Source organism: Kitasatospora sp. NPDC043950 (assembly GCF_056435345.1).
In genome coordinates this window covers 1-24,668 of the sequence record NZ_JBWKER010000047.1, presented here as the reverse complement: position 1 = coordinate 24,668, position 24,668 = coordinate 1, and the positions used below count along the sequence as shown (strand labels likewise).

The window sequence follows — 24,668 nt, the reverse complement described above, 5'->3', positions numbered from 1 at the left end:
AAAGAAGACAAGACACAACAACAAGCACCACTTCCCCCCCCCCCCCCCGGCGGGCCCCCCCCCCCCCCCACGCCTGTCCGTCGTGGTTCGGGTTGTGAGGAAGTGAGAACGATGGCTGTGCATTCGGAGCGGGTGCAGACGCAGTCCCCGGATTCAGGGAAGGCTGCCGTGGCCGGAATTGAGACGAGTGCCGCCGGTGGTGGCGCCAACGGCACCCCCCGCAAGGGCGCCAGACCCACGGGCGGGCCGGGCCTCGGCGCACGCCTGGCACCGTACCTGCTGCTGCTGCCCGCCACCGTGGCGACCGTCGCCCTGCTCGGCTGGCCGCTGGTGAAGACGGTCCTGCTGTCGTTCCAGAACCTCAACAAGCGCCAGTTCGTCCAGCACCTGACCGAGTGGAACGGCTTCGACAACTACAAGGAACAGCTGACCGACCCGGACTTCTGGGCGGTCACCGGGCGCACCGTCGCCTTCACCCTGGTCAACGTCGTGCTGATCATGGCCGGCGGCACCCTGATCGGCCTGCTGCTCAACCGCCTCGGCAAGCGGATGCGGCTGCTCCTCTCGGTCGGCCTGCTGATGGCCTGGGCGATGCCCGTGGTCGCCGCGACCACCGTCTACACCTGGCTGTTCGACCAGCAGTGGGGCGTCGTCAACTGGTTCCTGGACAAGCTGGGTTGGCACGCGATGGCCGACTACAACTGGATGAGCGACCAGTACTCGACCTTCTTCGTGGTGATCCTGCTGATCGTCTGGCAGTCGGTCCCCTTCGTGGCGTTCAACATGTACGCCGGACTGACCACCATCCCCAAGGAGCTCTACGAGGCCGCCCGGATGGACGGCGCCGGCGCGTCCAAGATCTTCGGCTCGGTGATCTTCCCGAACCTGAAGCCGTTCTTCCTGGCCACGACGTTCCTGGAGATCATCTGGGTCTTCAAGGCCTTCACCCAGGTGTACGCGATCAACGGCGGCGGCCCCGAGAACCTGACCCGAACCCTGCCCGTGCACGCCTTCCTGGAGGGTTCGTCCGGGCAGCACTACGGCATCGGCTCCGCGATCGCGGTGCTCACCATCCTGATGCTGGGCGCGATGATGGCGTACTACTTCCGCATCATGATCAAGCAGGAGGACGAGCTGTGAGGCGCTCGCTCATCGGACGTACCTGGCCGAACGTGATCGCGGTCGTCCTCTTCGTCTTCTTCATCTTCCCCGTCTACTGGATGATCGCGACTGCCTTCAAGCAGGACAACGACATCATCAGCAAGACGCCGGTCTTCATCCCGTTCAACGGGACCCTGGACCACTTCACCACCGCGATCAACGCGCCCAACTTCTGGACGTACGTCACCAACAGCCTCATCGCCACCATCGGCGCGGTGCTGATCTCGCTGGTGATCGCGACCCTCGCGGCCTTCGCCATCGCCCGGATGAAGTTCCGCGGCCGCAAGGCCTTCGTCCTGGTCGTCATGGTCGCGCAGATGGCGCCGTGGGAGGTCATGACCATCGCGGTCTACATGATCTCGCGCGACAACGAGATGCTGAACAGCCTCGTGCCGCTGACCTTCTTCTACATGATGATGGTGCTGCCCTTCACCATCTGGACGCTGCGCAGCTTCATCGCGGCGGTGCCGAAGGAGCTGGAGGAGTCGGCCATGGTGGACGGCTGCACCCGCTCCCAGGCCTTCGTGAAGGTGATCTTCCCGCTGCTGGCCCCCGGCCTGATGTCGACCTCGCTGTTCGGCTTCATCACCGCGTGGAACGAGTTCCCGCTCGTCCTGATCCTCAACAAGGAGGAGGGCAAGACCCTCCCGCTGTGGCTGTCGTCCTTCAAGACCGCCTTCGGCAACGACTGGGGCGCCACCATGGCCGCGTCCACGATGTTCGCCATCCCCGTGCTGATCCTGTTCGTCTTCCTGCAGCGCAAGGCGGTCGGTGGACTGACCGACGGCGCCGTGAAGGGCTGAGAAACGTGAGCATCCTCGTCCCCACCGCTCCGGTCAGCGACCAGCTGCACCGCGACGCCCTGACCGTCCTGCAGCCCGGCTTCGTCGGCACCGAGCCGCCGCAGTGGCTGCGCCGCCACCTCGCCGCCGGGCTCGGCTCGGTCGCGCTGTTCGACCGCAACGTGGTCGACCTCGACCAGCTCGCCACGCTCACCAAGGCGCTGCGCGAGGAGAACCCCGACCTCCTGATCGCCATCGACGAGGAGAGCGGCGACGTCACCCGGCTGGAGGCGGGCTCCGGCTCGTCCTGGCCCGGCAACCTCGCGCTCGGCGCGATCGACGACCCGGCGCTGACCCGGGACGTCGCCCGCGAGCTGGGCCGGGCGCTGGCCGCGGCCGGCGTCAACTACAACTGGGCGCCCACCGCGGACGTCAACTCCAACCCGCGCAACCCGGTCATCGGCGTCCGCTCCTTCGGCGCCGACCCGGAGCTGTGCGCCCGGCACACCGCCGCCTGGGTGGAGGGCCTCCAGTCGGCCGGCGTGGCCGCCTGCTCCAAGCACTTCCCCGGCCACGGCGACACCGCCGTCGACTCGCACCACGGGCTGCCGGTCATCGACGTGGACCTGGACGTGCTGCGCTCCCGCGACCTGATCCCGTTCCAGGCGGCGATCGCGGCCGGCACCAAGGCCGTGATGACGGCCCACATCATGATCCCGGCGCTCGACCCGAAGCTGCCGGCCACCCTCAGCCCGCTCGTGCTGCGCGACCTGCTGCGCGCGGCCCCGGCCGACGGCGGCCTCGGCTACCAGGGCCTGATCGTCAGCGACGCGATCGAGATGGGCGCCATCGCCGACACCTTCGGGATGGGCGACGGCACCGTGCTGGCCCTGGCGGCCGGCGCGGACGCGATCTGCGTCGGCGGCGGGCTGGCCGACGAGGACACCGTGCTGATGCTGCGCGACGCCATCGTGGCGGGCGTGCGGGCCGGCGTGCTCTCCGAGGAGCGGCTGGCGGACGCCGCCGACCGGGTGCGCTCGCTCGGCAGCTGGGGCCGGATCTCGGCCCAGGGCGAGCGGCCGGAGCCGGACCTCGCGGTCGGCCTGCGGGCCGCCCGCCGGGCGCTGAAGGTGGTCCGGGCGCCGGGCCGCGAGCCGCAGCCGGTGTCCGAGCGCCCGTTCGTGGCCTCGTTCTCGGACGAGCCGAACATCGCCGTCGGCGACGTCACCCCGTGGGGCGTGGCCGGCATGCTGGCCGACCGCTTCCCCGGCACCCGCACCCGCGCGGTCTCGGTGGCCGAGGCCGCCCCCGAGCTGCTGGACGCCCTGGTCGCCGAGCTGGTGGCCGGCGCCGAGGGCCGCCGCCTGGTGCTGGTGGTCCGGGACGCCCACCGGCACGCCTGGATGTCCGCCGCGCTGGGCCGCCTGGTGGCGGCCCGGCCGGACGCCGCGGTGGTCGAGATGGGGCTGCCGCAGTCCGAGCCGGTCGGCGCGCTCTACATCGCCACCCACGGCGCCGCCCGGGTCTGCGGGCTGGCGGCCGTGGAGGTGCTCACCGGGCAGCCGGGAGCCATCGGCTGAGACCGAGGGGGGCGTCACCGGGAGTGTCCGGGAGGCGTCGGCCGACGGGCCCGTCATGCGCATGTCGCATGGCGGGCCCGTTCTGTTTCCCCGCCGTTGACCTGCGGATTCGTCAGGTGACCGTGCTCCCTCAAGTGGGCCTTAAATCCACCTTAAGTTCCACTTAGGGTGACGATACGGCGACTGATCGCCACGGGGTACAACAGCTCTGCAACGGCCGTGGCGACGAGGCCATTTGGCCGTTGACACCACCTATGGTCTAGGCCAGAGTCCAGTCATCCGGTTCGAAATTCAACCTCACCGGATGTGGTATCGGCCCTCCCCGAAGCTCTTCGCCCCTGCCCGGACCCTCCGTTGCGGGCGCCATCACGCTGCCGGCGGGCAACACGGCTCTAGCACCCTCGGAGGATGGCGTGAAGAAGCGTCAGCTCATGTCGACGTTCGGAATCACTGCCCTGGCGATCGGGCTGACGGCCTGTTCATCGGCCGGCACGGCGTCGAAGGACGGCAAGAGCCCCGGCGCCGACCCGAAGGCCGCGAGCGGCACCGTCACCGTCTGGCTGATGGACGACGCCCAGAAGAACTGGCCCGACCTGGTGCAGCAGGTCAACGACCAGTTCGCGGCGAAGTACCCGAACGTCACCCTCAAGCTCGCCTACCAGGGTTGGGCCGACAAGGTGACCAAGCTCGACAAGGCGATCGCCGACGGCTCCGCGCCCGACGTGGTCGAGCTGGGCAACACCGAGACCATGAAGTACGTGCTCTCCGGCGCGCTGGCCCCGGTCGACCGGACCACCTTCGACAACTCCGACAGCTGGATCAAGGCGCTCGCCAACACCTGTACGTACCAGGACAAGCTCTGGTGCGTGCCCTACTACGCCGGCGCCCGGGTCGCCATCTACAACGCCGCCACCTTCCAGCAGGCCACCGGCAGCGCCGAGTTCCCCAAGACCGAGGCCGACCTGACGGCGGCCCTGGACAAGGTCGCCGACAAGAACAAGGCCGACAAGAGCTACTCCTCGCTCTACCTGCCCGGCCCGTACTGGTACGCCGCGATGAGCTACGTGGCCGCGTACGGCGGCAGCATCGCCAAGTTCGACAGCTCCGGCAACTGGCACGGCACCCTGCACGACGCCAAGTCCCAGCAGGGCATCAGCCACTTCGTCGACCTGGTCCGCAAGTACACCAAGGGCGACCTGACGGTGAACGAGCAGAACCAGTTCGAGTCGATGGCCCGCGGGCGCGCCGCGTCCTTCTACGGCAACGGCTACGAGGCGGCCAGCGTCGTCGCGCCGGGCACCGGCGACCCGAGCCTCAAGGACACCGTCAAGATGGCCACCATGCCCGGCCCGGACGGCAAGCCGCTGCCCACCTTCATCGGCGGCTCCGACCTCGCGGTCACCGCCAAGTCCACGCAGGTCGAGCTGGCCACCGACTGGGTGCGGATGTTCACCAGCACCAAGTCCCAGCAGACGCTGGCCGACAAGGACATCCTGCCGAACAACCTCACCCAGCTGAACCCGCTGAAGAACAAGCCGACCACCGCGGCGGCGGCCAACGCCGTGCCGGACGCCTGGTTCACCCCGCTGGCCCCCGGCTGGGGCGCGATCGAGAAGCAGAAGATCCTGCCCGACATGCTGACCGGCATCCTCAAGGGCAAGTCGGTGGACCAGGCCACCAAGGACGCCGACGCCGCGATCGACCAGCTGATCAACAAGGCGTCCTGACCCCGCGCCGCCGTCCAGGTCCTAGGGCCCGTCCCGTCCGGGGCGGGCCTTCGGGTGTGCCCGCCGGGGGCGGCCCCCGTAGGATTGCGGCAGGAAACCACCGCAGCGAGTGTGCGGACTCGCCGCCGTAGAGGTCCCCGTCGGGCAACCTGCCCGGAGGGGTCGAACCATCTCATCGGAGGCACATCCTGATGTCCGACCCGCAGACTGTTTCCGTTCCCGGCCGGATCATGGCGGCGGAGATGGCCGAGCAGCCGGCCGTCCTCCAGCGCATCCTCGACGAGGGTGCCCCGAAGATCCGCCAGATCGCGGCCGAGATCGCCGCCCGCAACCCTCGCTTCGTCCTGCTGACCGCGCGCGGCACGTCCGACAACGCGGCGCTGTACGCCAAGTACCTGATCGAGATCCTGCTCGGCAAGCCGGCCGGCCTGACCTCGATGTCCACCACCACCGCCTACGGCGCCAAGCCGGACCTCACCGACGTCCTGGTCGTCACCGTCAGCCAGTCCGGCGGCTCGCCCGACCTGGTGGCCTCCACCAAGGCCGCCCGCGAGGCCGGCGCCATCACCCTCGCCGTCACCAACAACGCGTCCTCGCCGCTGGCCGAGGTCTCCGAGTTCCACATCGACGTGCTGGCCGGCCCGGAGAAGGCGCTGCCCGCCACCAAGACCTACACCGCCGAGCTGCTGGCGCTCTACCTGCTGGTCGAGGGCCTGCGCGGCGGCGACGGTGCGGCGGCCAAGGAGCTGCCCGGCCTGGCCGCCGGCGTCCTGGCCCGCCACGCCGAGGTGAAGGCGCTGGCCGAGCGGTACCGCTTCGCCCAGCGCCTGGTCATCACCTCGCGCGGCTACGGCTACCCGACCGCCCGCGAGGCGGCGCTGAAGCTGATGGAGACCACCTACATCCCGGCCTCCCCGTTCTCCGGCGCCGACCTGCTGCACGGCCCGCTGGCCATGGTGGACAACGTCTCGCCGGTCATCGCGATCGTCCCGGACGGCAAGGGCGGCGAGGCCCTGCAGCCGGTGCTGGACCGCCTGCGCGGTCGCGGCGCGGACCTGGTCGTGGTCGGCCAGCAGGCGCAGGTGGACGCCGCCTCGGCCGGCTTCGCCCTGCCGGCCGGCGTGCCGGAGGAGGTCCAGCCGATCCTGGAGATCCTCCCGCTGCAGCTGCTGGCCTACGAGGTCACCATCGCCCGCGGCCAGGACCCGGACGCCCCGCGCGCCCTGGCCAAGGTCACCGAGACGCACTGAGGCACGGCGCCACGCGATCGGGCCCCCGTCCACAGGCTGTGGACGGGGGCCCGACTCGTTGAGCGGCGGAACATGGCTTCGGCGGGGGAGCGCCCGGGGAACGCGTCGCACCCCCGGGGCTCGGCGCACCCGGAAAGCACTACGGGCCACGGCGCCGACACGGGACCCTCAACCCATGCGGCACCGCAGCCCGGAGCTGTCGTCGGTCGCCGGAGTCGATCGAGAACTGTGCGGGGTCCTCGTTCGGTGGCGTCCGACCGAGGAAAGGCCTCGCGCGGTCAGGGCAGTTGCGCGGTGGGCCTCTCCTTGGTGCCCTTTCATTGTGGACTAGACCAATCTGGGTTGTCCAGGCCGCTCCGGAAATTGGTCTGGACAACTTCGGGCAGTGGGCTCCGCCACAGGCCCGGCGCATGATCCGTTCCCCGGTCCGCCGCGCCCCGCCCCGACCGGCGGCGCTACCCTCGCCATGTGCCCTCGCTGAACGAACTCGTCCGCCGCCACACCACCCTGACCGGGGCCGATGTGGAATGGCTCCACATGCTGGTCTCGGAGTGGCAGCTCCTCTCCGACCTCTCCTTCGCCGACCTGGTCCTGTGGATCCCCACCTGGGACGGCATCCGCTACGTCTCGGTGGCGCAGATGCGGCCCAACACCGGCCCCACCTCCTACCAGGACGACATGGTCGGCCACCTCGTCCCGCGCGGGCGCCGCCCGCTGCTGGACGCCGCCTTCGACGAGGGCCGGATCGTGCGCGAGGGCGACCCGGAGTGGCGCGAGGAGGTGCCGGTCCGGGTCGAGTCCATCCCGGTCCGGCGCGAGGGCAAGGTGCTCGGGGTGATCGCCCGCAACACCAACCTGTTGACCGTCCGCACCCCCAGCCGGCTGGAGCTCACCTACCTGCAGAGCGCCTCCGACCTGGCCCAGATGATCGCCGCCGGCAGCTTCCCCTTCCACGGCGTCGAGCAGATCGACATGGACGCCGCCCCCCGGGTCGGCGACGGCCTGATCCGGCTCGACGCGGACGGCATCGTCACCTACGCCAGCCCCAACGCCCTCTCCGCCTACCACCGCCTCGGCCTCACCACCGACCTGGTCGGCAGCCACCTGGGCCGGGCCACCGCCGAACTGGTCCCGCCCTCCCGGGCGGCCGTGCACGAGGCGCTGGTGAAGCTGGCGAGCGGCTGGGCGCCGCGGCAGACCGAGGTCGAGGTGCAGGGCGGGGTGGTGACCCTGCGGGCCATCCCGCTCAAGCCCAAGGGCACGCTGACCGGTTCGCTGGTGCTGTGCCGGGACGTCACCGAACTGCGCCGCCGCGACCGCGAGCTGATGACCAAGGACGCCACCATCCGGGAGATCCACCACCGGGTGAAGAACAACCTGCAGACCGTCGCCGCCCTGCTGCGGCTGCAGTCCCGCCGGATGGAGTCGGAGGCCGGCCGGGCCGCGCTGGACGAGGCGGTGCGCCGGGTCGGCTCGATCGCGATCGTGCACGAGACGCTGTCCCAGGCGCTGGACGAGCAGGTGGCCTTCGACGAGATCGCCGACCGGGTGCTGGCGATGGTGATGGAGCTGTCCCAGGACGGCCGGGTGGCGACCCGCCGCAGCGGCAGCTTCGGCATCCTGTCCGCCGAGGTGGCCACCCCGCTGTCGATGGTGCTGACCGAACTGCTGCAGAACGCTCTGGAGCACGCCTTCGGCCCGTCCGCCTCCGGGAACCTGGAGGTCAGCGCGCTGCGCGGGCGGGCCCCGGCGACCGGGGCGGGCTGGTCGGACAGCTGGAACGGCGGCGCCCGGCCGGAGGAGTTCCTGCTGATCACGGTGCAGGACGACGGTCGCGGCATGCCCGAGGGGTTCGACCCGCAGACGGCCGGCAACCTCGGCCTGCAGATCGTCCGCACGCTGGCCACCGGTGAGTTGGGCGGCACCTTCGACATGGTGGCTGGTCCGGACGGCGGCACCAAGGTGATCCTGGAGATCCCGGTCCGCTGATCCGCCGGCCGGTCTGCGGTGCGGGTCCGCGGTCCGGTCTGCGTGCGGTCCGCGGTGCGGTGCGCGGAAAGGTGCATCGAGGCGCGCGGTGGGGGCGTGCACTCGGCGAAAGGCGCCGGGTGCCCACCCCGCGAGCCCGGCGCGGGTCGGCCCGCGCGAGGGCGTGTCAGGGTGCGGGCGCGCCGGGGCGCGCACACGAACCGGGGCGTGAAAACAGAAACGAGGCCCTGTCGACCGGGGGGGGTGGGTCGACAGGGCCTCTCAACCCGTTCCGGCCGTCGGGGGGAGTCGGCCGGAACGGGGGCTCTGGGTGGTGCGACACCTCGCCCGTGCGTTGCACACGGTGAGCGCCACAGCTCCACGATATTGCTCTAAGTGAACAGTATCAAGTGGCTGGACGGTCCGGTGTCGCGGGACCTCGCCAGGCAAGGCCCTTTGTGTGGAAGGCTTCACCAGGAGGTGCAGGGAAGCCTTTGATCATGTGTTGATCGGTGTTTCGGTTACTGCTGGTGTTACGGCGTGTGATCAGGCGGTGCGGGCGCGGTTGCGGGCGGCACGGCGCTTCATTGCGCGACGCTCGTCCTCGCTCATACCGCCCCAGACGCCGGCGTCCTGGCCGGTCTCAAGAGCCCACTGCAGGCACTGCTCCATGACCGGACAGCGGCGGCACACGGCCTTGGCTTCCTCGATCTGCAGCAGAGCAGGACCGGTGTTCCCGATCGGGAAGAACAGCTCCGGGTCCTCTTCGCGGCAGACAGCGCGGTGGCGCCAGTCCATGGTCGTCCAACTCCTCCTGCCGGCGGGGGGCACCCGGTCGGCATAATCGATGGCTTGTGAATGTGGCTTGTGAATGTGAACGCTTTCACGAATCCCGCAACAGCAAAAGAGACCAAAGGCCCGCCGGGGCCCGGGTGGTCTGTGCTGGGGAGGGATTCGGCGATTCGAGGGACGCCCCGCGGTCGACACCCGCCAGGTTCTGAGGTTGCCGTCGCTGCGATGCGTCCCGATCGCCATGTAGAGGTTCGCAAACCTCGGGCCCGGATACAACCCCCTTCAGGGAGGAATTTTTGATTCTTCGGTGTCGCCTAGCTCACAGCCAGTACTTCTATGGAGTGAAGGGGGCTTGTGCGTTCGAGAAGAAGGGTGAAACCCCCTTCCGGTCACACAATCACACGCAGTGCCCGCCGTACGCCTGTGAAACTGACGCGACTCCTGTCTCCAAGGTGGTCCCCGTCAACCTGGAACGGGGCCGGTTCCTCTGAAACCAAGGTGAAGTGTCTGACGTCGTGATAGGAGACGACGTGCTTGCCGGACGGGCCGGCCGGCGGGGCGCCTTCGCTCGAAGAGGCGTACGACCGCAGGATCTGACGGATCGTTCGGACGGTGCCGAACGCCGTCATCCGGGTGATCCCGAAGACGTCGAGATCGGTGTCGAAGGAGGCGAGCGGTGAGGGATACACCGGGCGGTTGCCGAGGAACGTCCACGGCGAGGTGTTGCTGACTATGGCCAGGGCCAGGCCCGGCACGCCCTCGCGGCCCGGTAGTTCCAGGGCCACCGGGCCGGAACGACGCTGCTCACGCTGGGTGACGTAGTGCCGCAGCGCCTGCCCCACGTAGAGCGCGTGGGTGGACTTGCGCCCCAACCGGCGCTGCTCCTCGACCCGGCCGACCACCCCGGCGTCGAAGCCCAGGCCGGCGGTGAAGGTGAACCAGCGGTCCGGCAGTCCGTCGGTCATCGCCTTGCCCAGGCCGACCGGCCGCTCGCTCCCGTGCTCCAGCGCGTACAGCAGGGCGCCGGTGGCCTCCACCGGGTCGTTGGGCAGGCCCAGCGCGCGGGCGAACACATTGGTCGAACCGCCCGGCACCACGGCCAGTCGCGGGACCTTCTCGCCCGGGCCGTGCGCGAGCAGCCCGTTCACCACCTCGTTCACGGTGCCGTCACCGCCGAGCGCCACCACCAGGTCGACCGTGCCGTCCTCCGAGGCCTCGCGGGCCAGGTCGCGGGCGTGGCCCCGGTACTGCGTCTCGGCCACCTCCAGCTTGAGGTCGCTGCGCAGCGCGTGGATCAGTACGTCCCTGGTGCGGCCACTGGTGGTGGTGGCCTTGTGGTTCACGACCAGGAGAGCGCGCATGGGGAAAGCCTACGGGTCGGTACGGACCAACCGGCGGCTACCCTGCTGGAGTGACCGCAGAATCCTCCGCACCCGTACCCACGGCGGGCCCGGCCCGTCCCCTGCCGCTGACCGTGGGCGCCGCCATCACCGCCCTGGAGGGCGCCGCGCTGGCCGTCGTCGGCGTCTGGGACATGGTGTCCGCGCTGTCCGGCCAGTCCAAGCAGCTCGCCCTGAACGAGTTCGGCGGCCTGGTCATCGTGCTGCTCGGCGTGCTGCCGGTGCTGGCCGCCCGCGCACTGCTCAAGGAGCGCCGCTGGGGCCGCAGCCCGGCCGTGCTCACCAACTCGATCTGCCTGCCGATCGGGTACTACATGCTGGAGAGCGGCGGCGCGATGATCGGCGTCGGCGTGCTGGTCGGCCTGCTCGGGCTGGTCGGCATCGGCGCGCTGCTGAACCCGAAGTCGACGGCGGCCCTGTACGCCTCGCACGAGGGCTGAGCGCACAGGGCCGCCGGGGGTCGGCCGCCGGCTGGGCGGCCGTCAGTCCTACTCCTCCACCAGGAGCTTCTCCCGCAGCTGGGCCAAGGTCCGGGCCAGCAGGCGGGACACGTGCATCTGGGAGATCCCCACCTCGGCGGCGATCTGCGACTGGGTCATGTTCCGGAAGAACCGCAGCACCAGGATCTTCTGCTCCCGGGGCGGCAGTTGGGCCAGCAGCGGCTTGAGCGACTCGCGGTACTCGACGCCCTCCAGCGCCTCGTCGGTGGCGCCGAGGGTGTCCGCCACGGCCGGCGACTCGTCGTCGCTGTCCGGGACGTCCAGGGACAGCGTGGAGTACGCGTTGGCGGACTCCAGGCCCTCCAGGACGTCCTCCTCGGAGATCCCCAGGTGCTCGGCGAGCTCGTGCACCGTGGGGGAGCGCCCGTGCCGCTGGGAGAGCTCGCTGGTCGCCGTGGTGAGCGACAGCCGCAGCTCCTGGAGGCGGCGCGGCACCCGGACCGCCCAGCCCTTGTCACGGAAGTGCCGTTTGATCTCGCCGACGATGGTCGGCGTGGCGTAGGTGGAGAACTCGACCCCGCGCTCGTGGTCGAAGCGGTCCACCGACTTGATCAGGCCGATGGTGGCGACCTGGGTCAGGTCGTCCAGCGGCTCGCCCCGGTTGCGGAACCGCCGGGCCAGGTGCTCGACCAGCGGGATGTGCATCCGCACCAGCTGGTTGCGCAGCTCGACGCGCTCCGGGGAGCCGTCGGGCAGCGCGGACAGCCGGACGAACAGCGCGCGGGCCGCCTCCCGGTCCGGTGCGCCCGAGCGGTGCGGGGCCGGGGCCGGCGCCTGGGTGGGCACCGCGGTGCGCAGGTCCGCGGCCTCGTCCGCCGGATCGGACGGGGGCGGGGATGCGGGCGACGGTTCAGACGTCGGCTCGGTCGGGTGGCTCATCCGGTGGGCGTCCTTCGGGTGCGCATCGTCGTTGGCGGCGAGGCCAGGAACGCTCGCCTGGGTCGGTACGGCAGGTCCCGCCGTCGCGAGGCCGGTACGGTCCAGATCACTCACGGCCATTCCCCCGTTCCGTTCCGGGAGCACCGGGGCCCTCGGGCCCCGGCATCGTCTCGTTGGTCGTACCGCGTGGGGGGCGGTACCGGGCGCCGCCCGCGCGGCCCCTGATCGGGGACCGGGCGGACGGCCCTTGTGCGGTGCTGGTCGACGCCCCGGCTAGTGGGCGACGGGGCCGCCGCGCTTCTTGTGCAGGCTGATCGACACGGTCTTGTCCTCGCCGACCGAGGAGTCGACCTCGCCGGCCAGGGCGGAGAGCACCGTCCAGGCGAAGGTGTCCCGTTCGGGTGCCTTCCCGTCGGTGGTGGGGGCGGCGACGGTCACCTTCAGCGAGTCGCCGACCAGCCGGAACTCGCAGGTCAGGACGGAGCCGGGCACCGCCTGCTGGAGCAGGATGGCGCAGGCCTCGTCGACCGCGATCCGCAGGTCCTCGATCTCGTCGAGGGTGAAGTCGAGCCGCGCCGCCAGGCCGGCCGTCGCTGTTCGCAGGACCGAGAGGTAGGCACCCGCCGCGGGCAGCCGGACCTCCACGAAGTCCTGCACTCCGGGCTCGCCGTCGATCTGGGACACCCTCACCTCCTGGGTGACGCGCTGTGCTTCCGGGCCGGTGGCCGCGGCACTGTCTGTTGCTTGGCTCAACTGCTTCGCCCCAACTGTCCAGAGGGGTGGTGCGGTACGTACCGGTCATACCCTTCGCGGGGCGACCGGACGCCGCGTATCCGCCTGAGACCTTACCGCCTTCCGCACGCCGGCCGGGGCTCGGGAGTCACTCATGGTAAGCCATCGCGACGCAGGGTGGCAGGGGTTCGGGCGGTCCGTTCAGTGACCGCCGGCGGCGGCGGCGAGCGCCTCGCCGGTGAGCCGGTAGACGGTCCAGTCGTCCATCGGCACCGCGCCGAGGGACTTGTAGAAGTCGATCGAGGGCGTGTTCCAGTCGAGCACCGACCACTCCACCCGCGCGTAGCCGCGCTCGACGGCGATCCGCGCCAGTTCCAGCAGCAGCGCCTTGCCGTGGCCGCCACCGCGGGACTGCGGGCGGACGTACAGGTCCTCCAGGTAGATCCCGTGGGTGCCGCGCCAGGTCGAGAAGTTGAGGAACCAGACCGCGAAGCCGACCGGCTCGCCGGTGGCGTCGTCCTCGGCGATCAGGGCGAACAGCGCCGGGTTGGCGCCGAAGAGGGCGTCGCGCAGCTGCTCCTCGGTGGCCACGGCCTCCTGCGGGGCCTTCTCGTACTCCGCGAGCTCGCGGATCAGGGCGAGGATGACGGGAACGTCGGTCACGACGGCGGTGCGGATCATGCCGCGAGCCTACTGCGCGTCCCCGCCCCCGGCCCAGGCCCGGATCGGGGCCCGGGCCGGGGGCGGGCGGGTCAGCGGGCGGGGACGCTGCGCAGGTAGTCGGCCAGCGCGGTGATCGCGGCCGGGTTGCGCGGGCTCTCCACCAGGTCGACGTAGTCCAGGACGAAGATCCGGTCGCTCCTGACCGCCGAGACGCCGGCCAGCGGCGGGAAGGACTTCAGGAAGGCGCGCTTGGCGTCGGCGCCGGTCTCGCCGTAGTTGTTGATCAGGATCACCTCGGGGTCGCGCTGGACCACGCTCTCCCAGCCGACGGTGACCCAGGTGTCCGCGAGGTCGCCCATCACGTTGGTCCCGCCGGCCTTGGCGATGATCTCGTCGGCCGCGGCGAACTTCCCGGCGGTGTACGGCTTGTCCTGCCCGCTGTCGTACAGGAACACGGACGGCCGGCGCTCGGGCTGCGGGGCGGCGGCGACCTTCGCCTTGAAATCGGCGACCAGCTTGTCCGCCCGGTCGCGGACGTCGAAGATCTCGCCGAGGTTGGCCAGGTCGGTGTAGAGCGCGTCCAGCGGGGACATCACGCCGCGCTCGGTGCCCTTGCCGCTGCGGCAGGACTCGCTGAGCACGTACGAGGGGATGCCGAGGTCCTTGAGCGCCTGCGGGGTGAAGCCGCGGCCCTCGTCGAAGCCGTAGTGCCAGCCGGCGAAGACCAGGTCGGCCTTGGCGCCCAGCACGATCTCCTTGGTGATCTCCTTCTTGGAGAGCCACGCGGTCTGCTGGTAGCCGTCCTTCCAGGCGACCTGGTCGACCCGGCCCTTGTCGTCGGGCATCACGTAGCCGGCCATCCGGTCGGCCAGGCCGAGGGCGAGCATCAGCTCGGTGATGCCGACGTCGTTGGTCACCGTCCGGGCGGGCTTCTGCGGGAAGGTGAGCTTGGTGCCGCAGTTCTCCACGGTCACCGGGTAGTGGGCGGAGGCGGCGGTGGCGTCGCCGCTCGGGGCGATCTCGGCGCCGCAGGCGGTGAGCCCGAGGGTGAGCAGGGCGGTGATGGCAACGGCCTTGGTGCGCACGGGGGTTCCTTCGGGGGGTGGGTCAGATCCGGTCGAAGAGCAGTTGGACGGCGCCGGTCACCGGGTGCCGGACGGGGGTGGCCCGGACGCCGAACACCTCGGCCAGCAGGGCGGGTCGGAGCACCTCGGCGGGCGGCCCCGAGGCGACGATCCGGCCGGCCCGCAGCACGTACAGCAGGTCGCAGTGGCCGGCCGCCAGGTTGAGGTCGTGCAGCGCGGTGAGCACCGTCGGGCCGGCCTCCCGGACCAGCGCCAGCACGTCCAACTGGTGGCCGATGTCCAGGTGGTTGGTGGGCTCGTCCAGCACCAGCAGCCGGGGCTCCTGGACCAGCGCGCGGGCGATCAGCACCCGCTGCTTCTCGCCGCCGGACAGGCTCAGGAAGCCCCGCCCGGCCAACTGTTCGGCGCCGACCTTGCGCAGCGCCTCCGTGCAGCGCGCGTGGTCGTCCGCACCCGGGCCGCCCAGCCCGCGCCGGTGCGGCAACCGGCCCATGGCGACCACCTCGGCCACCGTGAAGTCGAACTCGGCGGAGTGCTCCTGGGGGAGTGCGGCCACCCGCCGGGCGGCCTCGCGCGCGGTCAGCGCGTGCAGGTCCGCGCCGTCCAGCCGGACGGCCCCGGCGGCCGGCCGCAGCGCCCGGTAGACGCAGCGCAGCAGCGTCGACTTGCCGCTGCCGTTGGGCCCGACCAGTCCGACCACCTGCCCGGCGGCGGCGTCCAGGGCGACGTCGTGGACCAGCCGGGCGCCGGCCAGCTCGACCGAGACGGAGTCCAGGGCGAGATCCATCAGCGGCCTCCGAAGGAATAGCCGCGACGGCGCATCAGCAGCAGGAAACAGGGCACCCCGAGCACCGCGGTGACCACCCCGACCGGCAGTTCGGCGGGCGCCAGCAGGGTGCGCGAGACGATGTCCACCCAGACCAGCAGCAGCGCCCCGGCGAGCGGCGCGACCAGCAGCACCCGGCGGTGCCCGGCGCCGACCAGCATCCGGGCCAGGTGCGGCACCATCAGCCCGACGAAGCCGATCGCCCCGCTGACGGCCACCACCGTGCCGGTGACGGCGGCGGTCACCACGAACAGCTCGCGGCGCAGCCGGTCCGGGTCCACGCCCAGCGAGGCGGCCGTCTCGTCGCCCATGGCGAGCGCGTCCAGCCGGCCGGCGGCGCAGGCCAGGTACGCCAGGCCGGCCAGCACGGTGGCGGCGGCGATCGGCACCGAGCCCCAGGTGGCGCCGCCGAGGCTGCCGAGCAGCCACATCATGGCGTCCCGGGCGGCCTCGCCGCGGGCGGACGCGAAGACCATCAGCGCGGTGACGGCGGAGAAGCCGTAGGAGAGCGCGGTGCCGGTGAGCACCAGCCGCAGCGGGGTGAGCCCGTAGGCCGTGCGCGCCGCGAGGTAGACCAGCACCATGGCGACCAGCGCGGAGCCGAACGCGGAGGCCGAGATCGCCCACACCCCGAGCGAGGCGAAGGCGCCGAGCAGCAGCACGGCGTTGGCGCCGACGGCCGCGCCGGAGGAGATGCCGAGCACGAACGGGTCGGCCAGCGCGTTGCGCACCAGGGCCTGGACGGCGACCCCGGTGGCGGCCAGCCCGGCGCCGACCACCGAGGCCAGCACGGCGCGCGGCAGCCGGATCTCCCAGACGATCGCGTAGGCGGCGGCCTCGTCCGCCTCCAGCCGTCCGCCCGTCAGCCCGGCGGCCAGCAGCCGCATGGCGCGGGGCAGGCCGATCCCGGAGGCGCCCAGCGCCACGCCGCAGAGCAGCGAGAGCAGCAGGGCGGCGGCCAGGCCGACGGCGAGCGGGAGGGCGGGTATTCGGCGGGCGGGCGGGCTCGTTGCGCCACTGCCCGCGGCTGCGGTGCTGCTCACGGTGCGCCTTGCCTCGGGCCGCGGGTGCGCGGGGGCGGCACCGGTCGGGCGCGGGCCCGGGCGCCATCCCCTCGCAGTCCACGGCGAGTTGTCGGGAGTTCAGCGGCCGGGGGCGATCGGGCTGGCGCGGCCCCGGGGCCGTGCTCACCGTTGCGGGTCAGCGCCGGATTCACACCGGACTTCCCCCTCGGACGCCCTGGCAGCATAACAGCCACTCAGGCTAGGCAACCCTTACCGGGCTCGGATGGGGCGTGAACGCACGACCGCCCCCGTCCGGGCTCGCGGACGGGGGCGGTCGGGTGGCGACGCGTCAGGCTCAGGCCTGCTTGGTCTCCCAGAAGATCTTGTCGACCTCGGCGATCAGGTCCAGCAGGGCCTGGCCGGTGGCGGGGTCGGTGGACGCCTTGGCGGCCGAGGCGGCCTTCAGGGTGTCGTTGATCAGCTGGTGCAGCTGCGGGTACTTCTCGAAGTGCGGGGCCTTGAAGTAGTCGCTCCACAGCACCGAGATGTGGTGCTTGACGGCCTCGGCACGCTGCTCCTTGATGATCAGGGCGCGGGTGCGGAAAGCCGGGTCCTCGTTGGCCTGGTACTTCTCCTGGGTGCCCTTGACCGACTCGGCCTCGATCCGGGCCTGCGCCGGGTCGTACACGCCGCAGGGCAGGTCACAGTGGGCGTGGGCGGTGGCGCGCGGTGCAAACAGACGAGAGAACATGGGAGTCCTTCCTTAGATCGTCTTCCCGCGCCCGAGATTACCCTTCCGCACCCGGGGTTTCGCGATCGGGCGGTGGGCCTAGGGCAAAAGGCGGACCCGGAACCGGGGTAATCCGGACATCGAACGGATCGAACGGGGTGACGGTCCGTACGGCAGACTGGGACCGGGCGGTCCGGGAGGAGGAGTCGTGGCGCGGAGCACGGAACCGGCGGACGCGGAACCGATGGGCACGGAACCCCGGGGCCGGGGCGGCGGCGCGGTGCCGTTCGGGCTGGTCGACGTGGCGGGCCCGTCGATGGTCCCGACCCTGCGCGAGGGCGACCAGTTGCTGGTGCGCTACGGCGCGCCGATCCGGCCCGGCGCGGTGGTGCTCTTCCGGCACCCCTTCCAGCAGGACCTGCTGGTGGTGAAGCGGGCCGCCGAGCGGCGTCCGAGGGGCTGGTGGCTGCTGTCCGACAACCGGCCGGTGGACAGCGACAGCCGCAGCTACGGCCCGGTCCCGGACGAGCTGGTGCTCGGCCGGGTGCTGCTGCGGCTGCGCCCGCGCCCGGCCTGGCTGGCGCCGGGGCGGCGGCTGGAGCGGCTGCTGCTGGGCACCCGGCTGGCCCGGGTACCGGGTCTGGCCCGCCGCCTGGGCGTCTGGGCGGACGAACTCTGACCCCCTGGGCCCGGCCCGGCCCGGACAGGACCTAGCCGGCGGCGCCGAGTGCCGCGGCCTCGGCCTCCTGGCGCTTGCGGGCCCGGTACGCGGCGACGTTGGCGCGGGTCGCGCAGCGGTCCGAGCAGTAGCGGCGGGAGCGGTTGGTCGAGGTGTCCAGGTAGGCGTTGCGGCAGGGCGCGGCCTGGCAGATGCCGAGCCGGTCGGCGCCCAGCTCGGTCAGGTGGACGGCCAGGCCCATGCAGGCGACCGCGCTGAAGTGCGCGGTGGCGGTGGGCGAGTTGTCGGCCAGGTGCAGGTGCCAGCGCGGCCGGCCGGCGTCGTCCAGGTAGTCGTGCCCGGAGACCAGCGGGCTGACCGGGTACTCCATCAGCAGGCTGTTCAGCAGGTCGACGCCCCGGATCTCGTCGCCCTCGGCGGCGGCCTCGAAGACCCCGCGCAGCCTGGTCCGCACCGCCCGCAGCCGGGGCAGGTCGGACTCGTCGGCCTGTGCGGCGGCCCGTGAGGAGTCGGAGAACAGGCCGCGCACCGCGTCCACGGACGTCAGCGTGTCGGTGCCGCGCCCGGGCTCCTCGGTGTTCACCAGCCGAACGGCGAGATCGGCGTACGAGGCGAGCTCCACGGAGGTCCTTCCAGAAGGTCGGTAACGGGCTGATTGCGTCCAGCCTATTACCTGGGTGGGGAAAACGTCGGCGCCCGGCAGGAGCAGCCTGCCGGGCGCCGGTCGGTACGGTTCTACAGCACCTTGGAGAGGAAGGCGCGGGTGCGCTCGTGCCGGGGGTCGGTGAGCACCTCGCGGGGGTTGCCGGACTCGACCACCACGCCGCCGTCCATGAACACCAGCGCGTCGCCGACCTCGCGGGCGAAGCCCATCTCGTGGGTGACGACCACCATGGTCATGCCCTCCTCGGCGAGGCCGCGCATGACGTCGAGGACGTCGCCGACCAGTTCGGGGTCGAGCGCCGAGGTGGGCTCGTCGAACAGCATCAGCTTGGGCTTCATGGCCAGCGCGCGGGCGATCGCGACGCGCTGCTGCTGGCCGCCGGAGAGCTGGGAGGGGTAGTTCTTCGCCTTGTCGGCGAGGCCGACCCGCTCCAGCAGGACCATCGCCCGCTCCCGGGCGGCGGCCTTGCTCTCGCCCTTGACCTGGACCGGGGCCTCCATGACGTTCTCGACGGCCGTCATGTGCGGGAACAGGTTGAAGCGCTGGAAGACCATGCCGATGTCGCGCCGCTTGACGGCGACCTCGCGGTCCTTGAGCTCGTAGAGCTTGTCGCCCTTCTGCTGGTAGCCGACCAGTTCGCCGTCCACCCAGAGGCGTCCGCCGTTGATCTTCTCCAGGTGGTTGATGCACCGCAGGAAGGTCGACTTGCCGGAGCCGGAGGGGCCGATCAGGCAGAACACCTCGCCCTGCTTGACCTCCAGGTCGATGCCCTTGAGCACGTGCACGGAGCCGTAGGACTTGTGGACGCCCTCGGCGCGCACCATCGGCTGTCCGGTGGCGGCGGCCGGGGTCTTGCTCAGGTCGGTCATACGTGACCACCTCCCTCGAGCCCCGGGACGACGTCGGCGCCGGTCTTCGGGGCGGGCTTCCCGGCGAACAGGCCCCGCAGCCGCTGCAACGGGGTGGGCGGGAGGGTCCGGTTGGAGCCGCGGGCGTAGTAGCGCTCGATGTAGTACTGGCCGATGGTCAGCAGCGAGGTGAAGAACAGGTACCAGAGGCTGACCACGATCAGCAGCGGGATGTTCTGGTAGTTCCGGGAGTAGATGACCTGACCGGCCCGGAAGATCTCCTCCAGGGAGATCACGCTGACCAGCGAGGTGGTCTTGAGCATCGAGATGGTCTCGTTGCCGGTCGGCGGGATGATCACCCGCATGGCCTGGGGCAGGACGATCCGGCGCATGGTCTGGAACCGGCTCATGCCGAGCGCGTGGGCGGCCTCGGTCTGGCCCTCGTCCACCGACTGGATGCCGCCGCGGACGATCTCCGCCATGTAGGCGGCCTCGTTGAGGCCGAGGCCCAGCAGGGCGGCGACGAAGGTTGGGATCAGGACGTTGGTGTCCGCGGACCAGAACTCCGGCCCCCACGGGACGCCGATCGACAGCTTGGCCCAGATCAGGCCGAGGAAGTTCCAGAACACCAGCTGCACCAGCACCGGGGTGCCGCGGAAGACCCAGATGTACATCCAGGCGGTGCCGGAGAGCAGGGGGTTCGGGGACAGGCGCATCACGGCGAGGACGATGCCGCCGATCACGCCCATCAGCATGGAGAGGACGGTCAGTTCCAGCGTGACGACCATGCCGTGCACGATGCTGTCGTGGAACAGGTACTGCCCGACGATGTCCCACTTGAAAGCGGGGTTGGTGAAGAGGGCGCTCAGCAGCATCGCCGCGAGCAGGGCGATGACGACGGCGCCCACCCAGCGTCCGGGGTGGCGGACCGGGACGGCCTTGATGGTCTCAGGCCGTCCCTCCTCCGCCTTCCCCTTGTCCAGAGAGTTCACGGTGTGGCCTCGGGGGAGAGATGGAGCAGGCGGACGGTCAGTTCACGGCGCCGTTGACGGTCGACTTGTCGAGGGCGCCGGACTCGACGCCCCACTTGGTGAGGATCTGCTTGTAGGTGCCGTCGTCGATCAGCGACTGGACGGCGCCCTGGATCGCGGGGGTGAGCTTGGAGCCCTTGGCGACGGCGACGCCGTAGGGGGCCACGCCGTAGGTGGAGCCGAGCTTCTCCAGCTGGCCGCCGGCCTGCTTGATCGCGTAGTCGACGACCTGGGAGTCGGCCATCATCGCCTGGTCGCGGCCGGAGACGACGGCGTTGGTGACGTCCGTCTGGAGGTCGAACTTGTCGCCGTCGTTCTGGATGCCCGGCTTCCCGTTCTTGGCGCAGTCCGGGTTGCGGGTGTCCTTGATCTCGTCGGCCTGGGTGGTGCCGGTCTGGACGGCGACCTTCTTGCCGCACAGGTCGGCGGGGTCGACCTTGTCGGGGTTGCCCTTCTTGACCGCGATGGCGCTGCCGGAGTTGAAGTAGGTCACCATGTCGACGATCTGCTCGCGCTCCTTGTTGTCCGTGAAGGACGACATGCCGAGCTGGAACTTGTTCGACTGGATGCCGGGGATGATCGCGGTGAAGCCGGAGTCCTGGACGTCGGCCTTCAGTCCGAGCTTGGCCGCGATGGCGTTGGCCAGGTCCACGTCCATGCCGATGACCTTGCCGCTGTCGTCCTTGAACTCGTCCGGCGCGTACGAGGCGTCCGCGCCGACCACGAGCTTGCCGGAGGACTTGACGTCGGCAGGGACGAGGGCGGCGAGCTTGTCGTCGGCCTTGACCGCGTTGACGGTCGCGGAGGCGTTGGGCGCGCCGCTGCCACCGTCGCTCTTGCTGCTGCTGCAGCCGGTCAGGACGAGGGTGACGGAGGCGGCAACCGCGCCGGCCGCGAGAAGCCGGGTGCGCTGGGTACGGGCGGTCATGAGGGGGATCTCCTCCTGAGGGAGAGGGGCGGGCGGAGCGCGCCGCGGGGGCGGCACACCGGGGTGGCAGGGCCGTGCGGCGCTGTACGGGTGTATTTCGCTGTACGTCGTCGTACGTGCAGGGCCGGGTGGTGCGATGCCTGCGCGGCAGGGCCGCCCAGGTTGCTACGGGGTACTGCTTCCGCCACCCTCCGCCGAGGTGGACGTCGAGCGAACCGCCTCGACCAGTGGCCGGCTCGATCCGAGATGGGGGGAATCCTGCCATCTGTGGACGGTCGGATGGCCCTCATCCAGATCAAAATCGGATAACGAGGGCCCGGGCTGTCCGCTATTCGGACTTATTCCGTGTTCCTGTCACTCCGTGCATAAGTATGCAGATCCCCCCGCCCGGTGCCCGGAGGCCCGCCGCCCCGGCTCGGATGCCGCCGTCGACCACGGCGCAGGGGTGTGCGGCCGCCACGGTGACGCGCGGGTGTACGCGAAATGGCGGACACGCGATCCGGCCATCCCGCCCTGCCGGGCCCGGCGGCGGGTGTGTCAGAATTCGGTACCGGGTGACCCCCGAACGCTCGAACCAGACCGACGAGTCCCGACAGGCTCGGGGTGTCCGGGAACGGAAGTCATCACGTGGCTCCGTATCCGGGACGCCGACTCCCCAGCGCGTCTGCGTTCACTCCTGCGGGTGCGCGTGCCGCCATCACCGTTGCCGCCGCCGGAGCCCGGCGCTTCCGACGCCGGGCCCCAGTGACGCGACAGCTCGGCGATGAACTGCACGTGACGAGGACGAAAAGGCATAGGTGCGATGCCTTGGTCCGTCCTACGCTCGGCCCGGAAGCACTACGCGGACCAACAAGACCCATAAAACCCTCATCCGAGGGCGCCGCCCGACGGCAGCGCCCCGACCCAGCCCCCGGGTCCGCTTCGGCGTACCCGGTTTCCGGTTTCCGGACGGGTCGTCCTGTCCGTCGGTCGCGCACCCTCGCCAGATCAATGACGAAGAGGTCATCGTGGCAGCGGAGATCATCAGCAGCACCCAGGACACCGTCGATCCGGTCGACGCCGTTTTCGCGCTCCACCGCGGCGGCAAGATGGAGATCCGGGCGACCGTCCCGGTGCGCGACGCGGACGACCTGTCCCTCGCCTACACGCCCGGTGTCGCCCGCGTCTGCACGGCCATCGCCGAGCAGCCGGAGCTGGTCAACGACTACACCTGGAAGTCCAACACCGTCGCCGTGGTCACCGACGGCACCGCCGTGCTGGGCCTCGGCGACATCGGCCCGGAGGCCTCCCTGCCCGTGATGGAGGGCAAGGCCATCCTGTTCAAGCAGTTCGGCGGCGTGGACGCGGTGCCGATCGCGCTCGCCTGCACCGAGGTCGACGAGATCGTCGAGACCGTGGTGCGGCTGGCGCCCTCCTTCGGCGGCGTCAACCTGGAGGACATCTCCGCCCCCCGCTGCTTCGAGATCGAGCGCCGGCTCCAGGAGGCCGTGGACATCCCGGTCTTCCACGACGACCAGCACGGCACCGCGATCGTCACCACCGCCGCCCTGTGGAACGCGGCCAAGGTGACCGGCCGTGAGATCGGCTCGCTGCGGGCCGTCATCTCCGGCGCCGGCGCGGCCGGCATCGCCATCGCCAAGATGCTGGTGGCGGCGGGCATCGGCGACGTCGCGGTCTGCGACCGCAAGGGCGTGGTGTACGACGGCCGCGGCGACCTCACCGACGTCAAGGCCGAGATCGCCGAACTGACCAACCGCACCGGGCTCAGGGGCACCCTGGCCGACGCGCTGGCCGGCGCCGACGTGTTCATCGGCGTCTCCGGCGGCACCGTGCCGGAGGAGGTCGTCGCGACCATGGCCGCGGGCGCGTTCATCTTCGCGATGGCCAACCCCACCCCGGAGATCCACCCCGAGGTCGCGCACAAGTACGCGGCGGTCGTCGCCACCGGGCGCAGCGACTTCCCGAACCAGATCAACAACGTGCTGGCCTTCCCCGGCATCTTCGCCGGCGCCCTCCAGGTGCGGGCCAGCCGGATCACCGAGGGCATGAAGCTGGCCGCCGCCAAGGCACTGGCCGGTGTCGTCGCCGACGAGCTGACGCCGCAGAAGGTCATCCCCTCGCCGTTCGACGAGCGGGTCGCCCCGGCGGTCACCAAGGCCGTCGCCGAGGCCGCCCGGGCCGAGGGCGTGGCCCGGATCTGACGATCCGGTCGCCGCTGCCGGGCAGGACCCGGCGGGAGCGCCGCCGCCGACACGGCCGGGGCCGGGACACGCGTCACACCCGCGCGTGGTTCCCGGCCCCGGCCGGCGCGGCTATCGTCCGCAGCATGTTTGCTGCCTACGCCGCACGTATCGACGCCGATGACCCGCTCAGCGGACTGGAGTTGGGTGAACTCCCCGAGCCGCAGGCCCGCCCCGGATGGAGCGTGGTCACGGTCAGGGCCGCCAGCCTCAACCACCACGACCTGTGGTCGCTGCGCGGGGTCGGCCTGCCCGCCGGACGGCTGCCGATGATCCTCGGCTGCGACGCCGCCGGTGTCGACGAGCACGGCAACGAGGTCGTCCTCCACTCGGTGATCGGCCAGAGCGGCCACGGGGTGGGCCCGGACGAACCCCGGTCCATCCTGACCGAGCGCTACCAGGGCACCTTCGCCCAGCAGGTGGCCGTGCCCACCTGGAACCTGCTGCCCAAGCCCGCCGAACTCAGCTTCGAAGAGGCCGCCTGCCTGCCCACGGCCTGGCTGACGGCCTACCGGATGCTGTTCACCAATGCCGGGGTCAAGCCCGGTGACACCGTCCTGGTGCAGGGCGCGGGCGGCGGCGTGGCGACCGCGCTGATCGTCCTCGGCAAGGCCGCCGGGCTGCGGGTCTGGGTCACCGGCCGGGACGAGGCCAAGCGCCGCCGGGCGGTCGAACTCGGCGCCGACGCCGCCTTCGAGAGCGGCGCCCGGCTGCCCGCCCGGGTGGACGCGGTGATGGAGACGGTCGGCGCCGCGACCTGGGCGCACTCGGTGAAGGCGCTGCGCCCGGGTGGCACCGTCGTCATCTCCGGTGCCACCTCCGGCCCCAACCCGAGCGCCACCGAGCTGAACCGGATCTTCTTCCTGGAGCTCAAGGTGGTCGGCTCGACGATGGGCACCAAGGAGGAACTGGCCGGGCTGCTCTCGCTGTGCGCGACCAGCGGCGTCCGGCCGGTGATCGACTCGGTGCTGCCGCTGGCAGAGGCCCGGGACGGCTTCGCGCGGCTCGCCAAGGGCGACGTCTTCGGCAAGATCGTGCTGACGCCGTGACGTCTTGCGGCCCTGGCGCCGTCCGGCTCTGACGCCGGTGCGGCCCTGACGCGGACCGGGGGGGGGGGGGGGGGGGGGGGGGGGGGGGGGGGGGGGGGGGGGGGGGGGGGGGGGGGGGGGGGGGGGGGGGGGGGGGGGGGGGGGGGGGGG

The 24,668-nt window shown here is 71.3% G+C and carries 23 protein-coding genes; 10 read left to right on the top strand and 13 right to left on the bottom strand.

Going from position 1 to position 24,668, the window contains the following annotated elements; translation table 11 throughout:
• Nucleotides 1–111 precede the first annotated feature (111 nt).
• From AC07BF_RS27810 to AC07BF_RS27785, 6 genes are all read left to right on the top strand, one after another.
• Complete coding sequence (locus AC07BF_RS27810) at nt 112–1,140, top strand: carbohydrate ABC transporter permease (RefSeq protein ID WP_363588826.1); 1,029 nt, start codon at nt 112–114, stop codon at nt 1,138–1,140.
• Complete coding sequence (locus tag AC07BF_RS27805; RefSeq protein ID WP_350879660.1) at nt 1,137–1,964, top strand: carbohydrate ABC transporter permease; 828 nt, start codon at nt 1,137–1,139, stop codon at nt 1,962–1,964. The genes AC07BF_RS27810 and AC07BF_RS27805 overlap by 4 nt, the downstream gene beginning before the upstream one ends.
• 5 nt (nt 1,965–1,969) lie before the next feature.
• Nucleotides 1,970–3,523, top strand: a complete 1,554-nt coding sequence (locus tag AC07BF_RS27800) for a glycoside hydrolase family 3 protein (RefSeq protein ID WP_478334067.1) — start codon at nt 1,970–1,972, stop codon at nt 3,521–3,523.
• Between the two features lie 431 nt (nt 3,524–3,954).
• Nucleotides 3,955–5,250: an extracellular solute-binding protein gene (locus AC07BF_RS27795; RefSeq protein WP_400988566.1), complete on the top strand. Its 1,296-nt coding sequence runs from the start codon at nt 3,955–3,957 to the stop codon at nt 5,248–5,250.
• A 191-nt stretch (nt 5,251–5,441) separates the two neighbouring features.
• Complete coding sequence (locus AC07BF_RS27790) at nt 5,442–6,500, top strand: SIS domain-containing protein (protein WP_063347859.1); 1,059 nt, start codon at nt 5,442–5,444, stop codon at nt 6,498–6,500.
• Between the two features lie 468 nt (nt 6,501–6,968).
• A complete protein-coding gene (locus AC07BF_RS27785) occupies nt 6,969–8,489 on the top strand; it encodes a sensor histidine kinase (RefSeq protein ID WP_363588832.1) in 1,521 nt (506 codons plus the stop codon).
• Between the two features lie 525 nt (nt 8,490–9,014).
• Here AC07BF_RS27785 and AC07BF_RS27780 read toward each other — a convergent pair.
• Nucleotides 9,015–9,266, bottom strand: a complete 252-nt coding sequence (locus AC07BF_RS27780) for a WhiB family transcriptional regulator (RefSeq protein ID WP_014138019.1) — start codon at nt 9,264–9,266, stop codon at nt 9,015–9,017.
• Nucleotides 9,267–9,649: 383 nt separating this feature from the next.
• Nucleotides 9,650–10,621, bottom strand: a complete 972-nt coding sequence (locus tag AC07BF_RS27775) for a diacylglycerol/lipid kinase family protein (protein WP_363588834.1) — start codon at nt 10,619–10,621, stop codon at nt 9,650–9,652.
• 50 nt (nt 10,622–10,671) lie between these two features.
• On the opposite strand from AC07BF_RS27775, the gene AC07BF_RS27770 reads away from it, so the two are divergent.
• The gene (locus AC07BF_RS27770; RefSeq protein ID WP_363588836.1) at nt 10,672–11,100 is read left to right on the top strand and encodes a hypothetical protein; all 429 of its coding nucleotides are present in this window, start codon (nt 10,672–10,674) and stop codon (nt 11,098–11,100) included.
• Nucleotides 11,101–11,148: 48 nt separating this feature from the next.
• Here the strand turns inward: AC07BF_RS27770 and AC07BF_RS27765 are convergent, their stop codons facing one another.
• The 7 genes from AC07BF_RS27765 to sodN all read right to left on the bottom strand — a co-directional run bounded on the left by AC07BF_RS27765 (nt 11,149) and on the right by sodN (nt 17,100).
• Nucleotides 11,149–12,153, bottom strand: coding sequence for an RNA polymerase sigma factor SigF (locus AC07BF_RS27765; RefSeq protein ID WP_363588838.1), 1,005 nt, complete (start codon nt 12,151–12,153; stop codon nt 11,149–11,151).
• Nucleotides 12,154–12,312: 159 nt separating this feature from the next.
• Entirely contained in the window at nt 12,313–12,723 is a 411-nt protein-coding gene (locus AC07BF_RS27760; RefSeq protein ID WP_350879653.1) for an ATP-binding protein, read from the bottom strand.
• Nucleotides 12,724–12,972: 249 nt separating this feature from the next.
• Nucleotides 12,973–13,452 carry a GNAT family N-acetyltransferase gene (locus AC07BF_RS27755; RefSeq protein ID WP_363588840.1) on the bottom strand — a complete coding sequence of 160 codons (480 nt, stop codon included), beginning with the start codon at nt 13,450–13,452 and terminating at the stop codon, nt 12,973–12,975.
• Between the two features lie 71 nt (nt 13,453–13,523).
• Nucleotides 13,524–14,519, bottom strand: coding sequence for an ABC transporter substrate-binding protein (locus AC07BF_RS27750; RefSeq protein ID WP_363588842.1), 996 nt, complete (start codon nt 14,517–14,519; stop codon nt 13,524–13,526).
• 22 nt (nt 14,520–14,541) lie between these two features.
• On the bottom strand, nt 14,542–15,306 hold the full coding sequence (locus tag AC07BF_RS27745; RefSeq protein WP_363588844.1) for an ABC transporter ATP-binding protein: 765 nt from the start codon (nt 15,304–15,306) through the stop codon (nt 14,542–14,544).
• Complete coding sequence (locus tag AC07BF_RS27740; RefSeq protein WP_363588846.1) at nt 15,306–16,388, bottom strand: FecCD family ABC transporter permease; 1,083 nt, start codon at nt 16,386–16,388, stop codon at nt 15,306–15,308. The genes AC07BF_RS27745 and AC07BF_RS27740 overlap by 1 nt, the downstream gene beginning before the upstream one ends.
• Nucleotides 16,389–16,704: 316 nt before the next feature.
• A complete protein-coding gene (gene sodN / locus AC07BF_RS27735) occupies nt 16,705–17,100 on the bottom strand; it encodes a superoxide dismutase, Ni (RefSeq protein ID WP_063347853.1) in 396 nt (131 codons plus the stop codon).
• A gap of 223 nt (nt 17,101–17,323) precedes the next feature.
• On the opposite strand from sodN, the gene sodX reads away from it, so the two are divergent.
• Nucleotides 17,324–17,758, top strand: a complete 435-nt coding sequence (sodX, locus tag AC07BF_RS27730) for a nickel-type superoxide dismutase maturation protease (protein ID WP_363588859.1) — start codon at nt 17,324–17,326, stop codon at nt 17,756–17,758.
• Nucleotides 17,759–17,789: 31 nt separating this feature from the next.
• Here the strand turns inward: sodX and AC07BF_RS27725 are convergent, their stop codons facing one another.
• The 4 genes from AC07BF_RS27725 to AC07BF_RS27710 all read right to left on the bottom strand — a co-directional run bounded on the left by AC07BF_RS27725 (nt 17,790) and on the right by AC07BF_RS27710 (nt 21,229).
• Nucleotides 17,790–18,380: a CGNR zinc finger domain-containing protein gene (locus tag AC07BF_RS27725; RefSeq protein WP_363588848.1), complete on the bottom strand. Its 591-nt coding sequence runs from the start codon at nt 18,378–18,380 to the stop codon at nt 17,790–17,792.
• A 113-nt stretch (nt 18,381–18,493) separates the two neighbouring features.
• Nucleotides 18,494–19,291, bottom strand: a complete 798-nt coding sequence (locus AC07BF_RS27720) for an amino acid ABC transporter ATP-binding protein (protein ID WP_363588850.1) — start codon at nt 19,289–19,291, stop codon at nt 18,494–18,496.
• Nucleotides 19,288–20,262: an amino acid ABC transporter permease gene (locus tag AC07BF_RS27715; RefSeq protein ID WP_350879646.1), complete on the bottom strand. Its 975-nt coding sequence runs from the start codon at nt 20,260–20,262 to the stop codon at nt 19,288–19,290. Before AC07BF_RS27715 ends, AC07BF_RS27720 begins: the two co-directional genes overlap by 4 nt.
• Nucleotides 20,263–20,299: 37 nt before the next feature.
• Nucleotides 20,300–21,229, bottom strand: coding sequence for an ABC transporter substrate-binding protein (locus AC07BF_RS27710; protein WP_363619331.1), 930 nt, complete (start codon nt 21,227–21,229; stop codon nt 20,300–20,302).
• Nucleotides 21,230–22,236: 1,007 nt separating this feature from the next.
• On the opposite strand from AC07BF_RS27710, the gene AC07BF_RS27705 reads away from it, so the two are divergent.
• Both AC07BF_RS27705 and AC07BF_RS27700 read left to right on the top strand, forming a co-directional pair.
• Nucleotides 22,237–23,430: an NAD(P)-dependent malic enzyme gene (locus AC07BF_RS27705; protein ID WP_363588855.1), complete on the top strand. Its 1,194-nt coding sequence runs from the start codon at nt 22,237–22,239 to the stop codon at nt 23,428–23,430.
• A 125-nt stretch (nt 23,431–23,555) separates the two neighbouring features.
• The gene (locus AC07BF_RS27700) at nt 23,556–24,518 is read left to right on the top strand and encodes a zinc-binding dehydrogenase (protein WP_363588857.1); all 963 of its coding nucleotides are present in this window, start codon (nt 23,556–23,558) and stop codon (nt 24,516–24,518) included.
• The last annotated feature ends 150 nt before the right edge of the window (nt 24,519–24,668 follow it).

Excerpts from the sequence above, each read along its gene's own strand:
- sodX (WP_363588859.1), top strand. The coding sequence starts at position 17,324 with ATGGGCACGGAACCCCGGGGCCGGGGCGGCGGCGCGGTGCCGTTCGGG.
- AC07BF_RS27780 (WP_014138019.1), bottom strand. The coding sequence starts at position 9,266 with ATGGACTGGCGCCACCGCGCTGTCTGCCGCGAAGAGGACCCGGAGCTG.
- AC07BF_RS27720 (WP_363588850.1), bottom strand. The coding sequence starts at position 19,291 with ATGACCGACCTGAGCAAGACCCCGGCCGCCGCCACCGGACAGCCGATG.
- AC07BF_RS27790 (WP_063347859.1), top strand. The coding sequence starts at position 5,442 with ATGTCCGACCCGCAGACTGTTTCCGTTCCCGGCCGGATCATGGCGGCG.
- AC07BF_RS27700 (WP_363588857.1), top strand. The coding sequence starts at position 23,556 with ATGTTTGCTGCCTACGCCGCACGTATCGACGCCGATGACCCGCTCAGC.
- AC07BF_RS27810 (WP_363588826.1), top strand. The coding sequence starts at position 112 with ATGGCTGTGCATTCGGAGCGGGTGCAGACGCAGTCCCCGGATTCAGGG.
- AC07BF_RS27755 (WP_363588840.1), bottom strand. The coding sequence starts at position 13,452 with ATGATCCGCACCGCCGTCGTGACCGACGTTCCCGTCATCCTCGCCCTG.
- AC07BF_RS27745 (WP_363588844.1), bottom strand. The coding sequence starts at position 15,306 with ATGGATCTCGCCCTGGACTCCGTCTCGGTCGAGCTGGCCGGCGCCCGG.
- sodN (WP_063347853.1), bottom strand. The coding sequence starts at position 17,100 with ATGTTCTCTCGTCTGTTTGCACCGCGCGCCACCGCCCACGCCCACTGT.
- AC07BF_RS27775 (WP_363588834.1), bottom strand. The coding sequence starts at position 10,621 with ATGCGCGCTCTCCTGGTCGTGAACCACAAGGCCACCACCACCAGTGGC.
- AC07BF_RS27795 (WP_400988566.1), top strand. The coding sequence starts at position 3,955 with ATGTCGACGTTCGGAATCACTGCCCTGGCGATCGGGCTGACGGCCTGT.
- AC07BF_RS27710 (WP_363619331.1), bottom strand. The coding sequence starts at position 21,229 with ATGACCGCCCGTACCCAGCGCACCCGGCTTCTCGCGGCCGGCGCGGTT.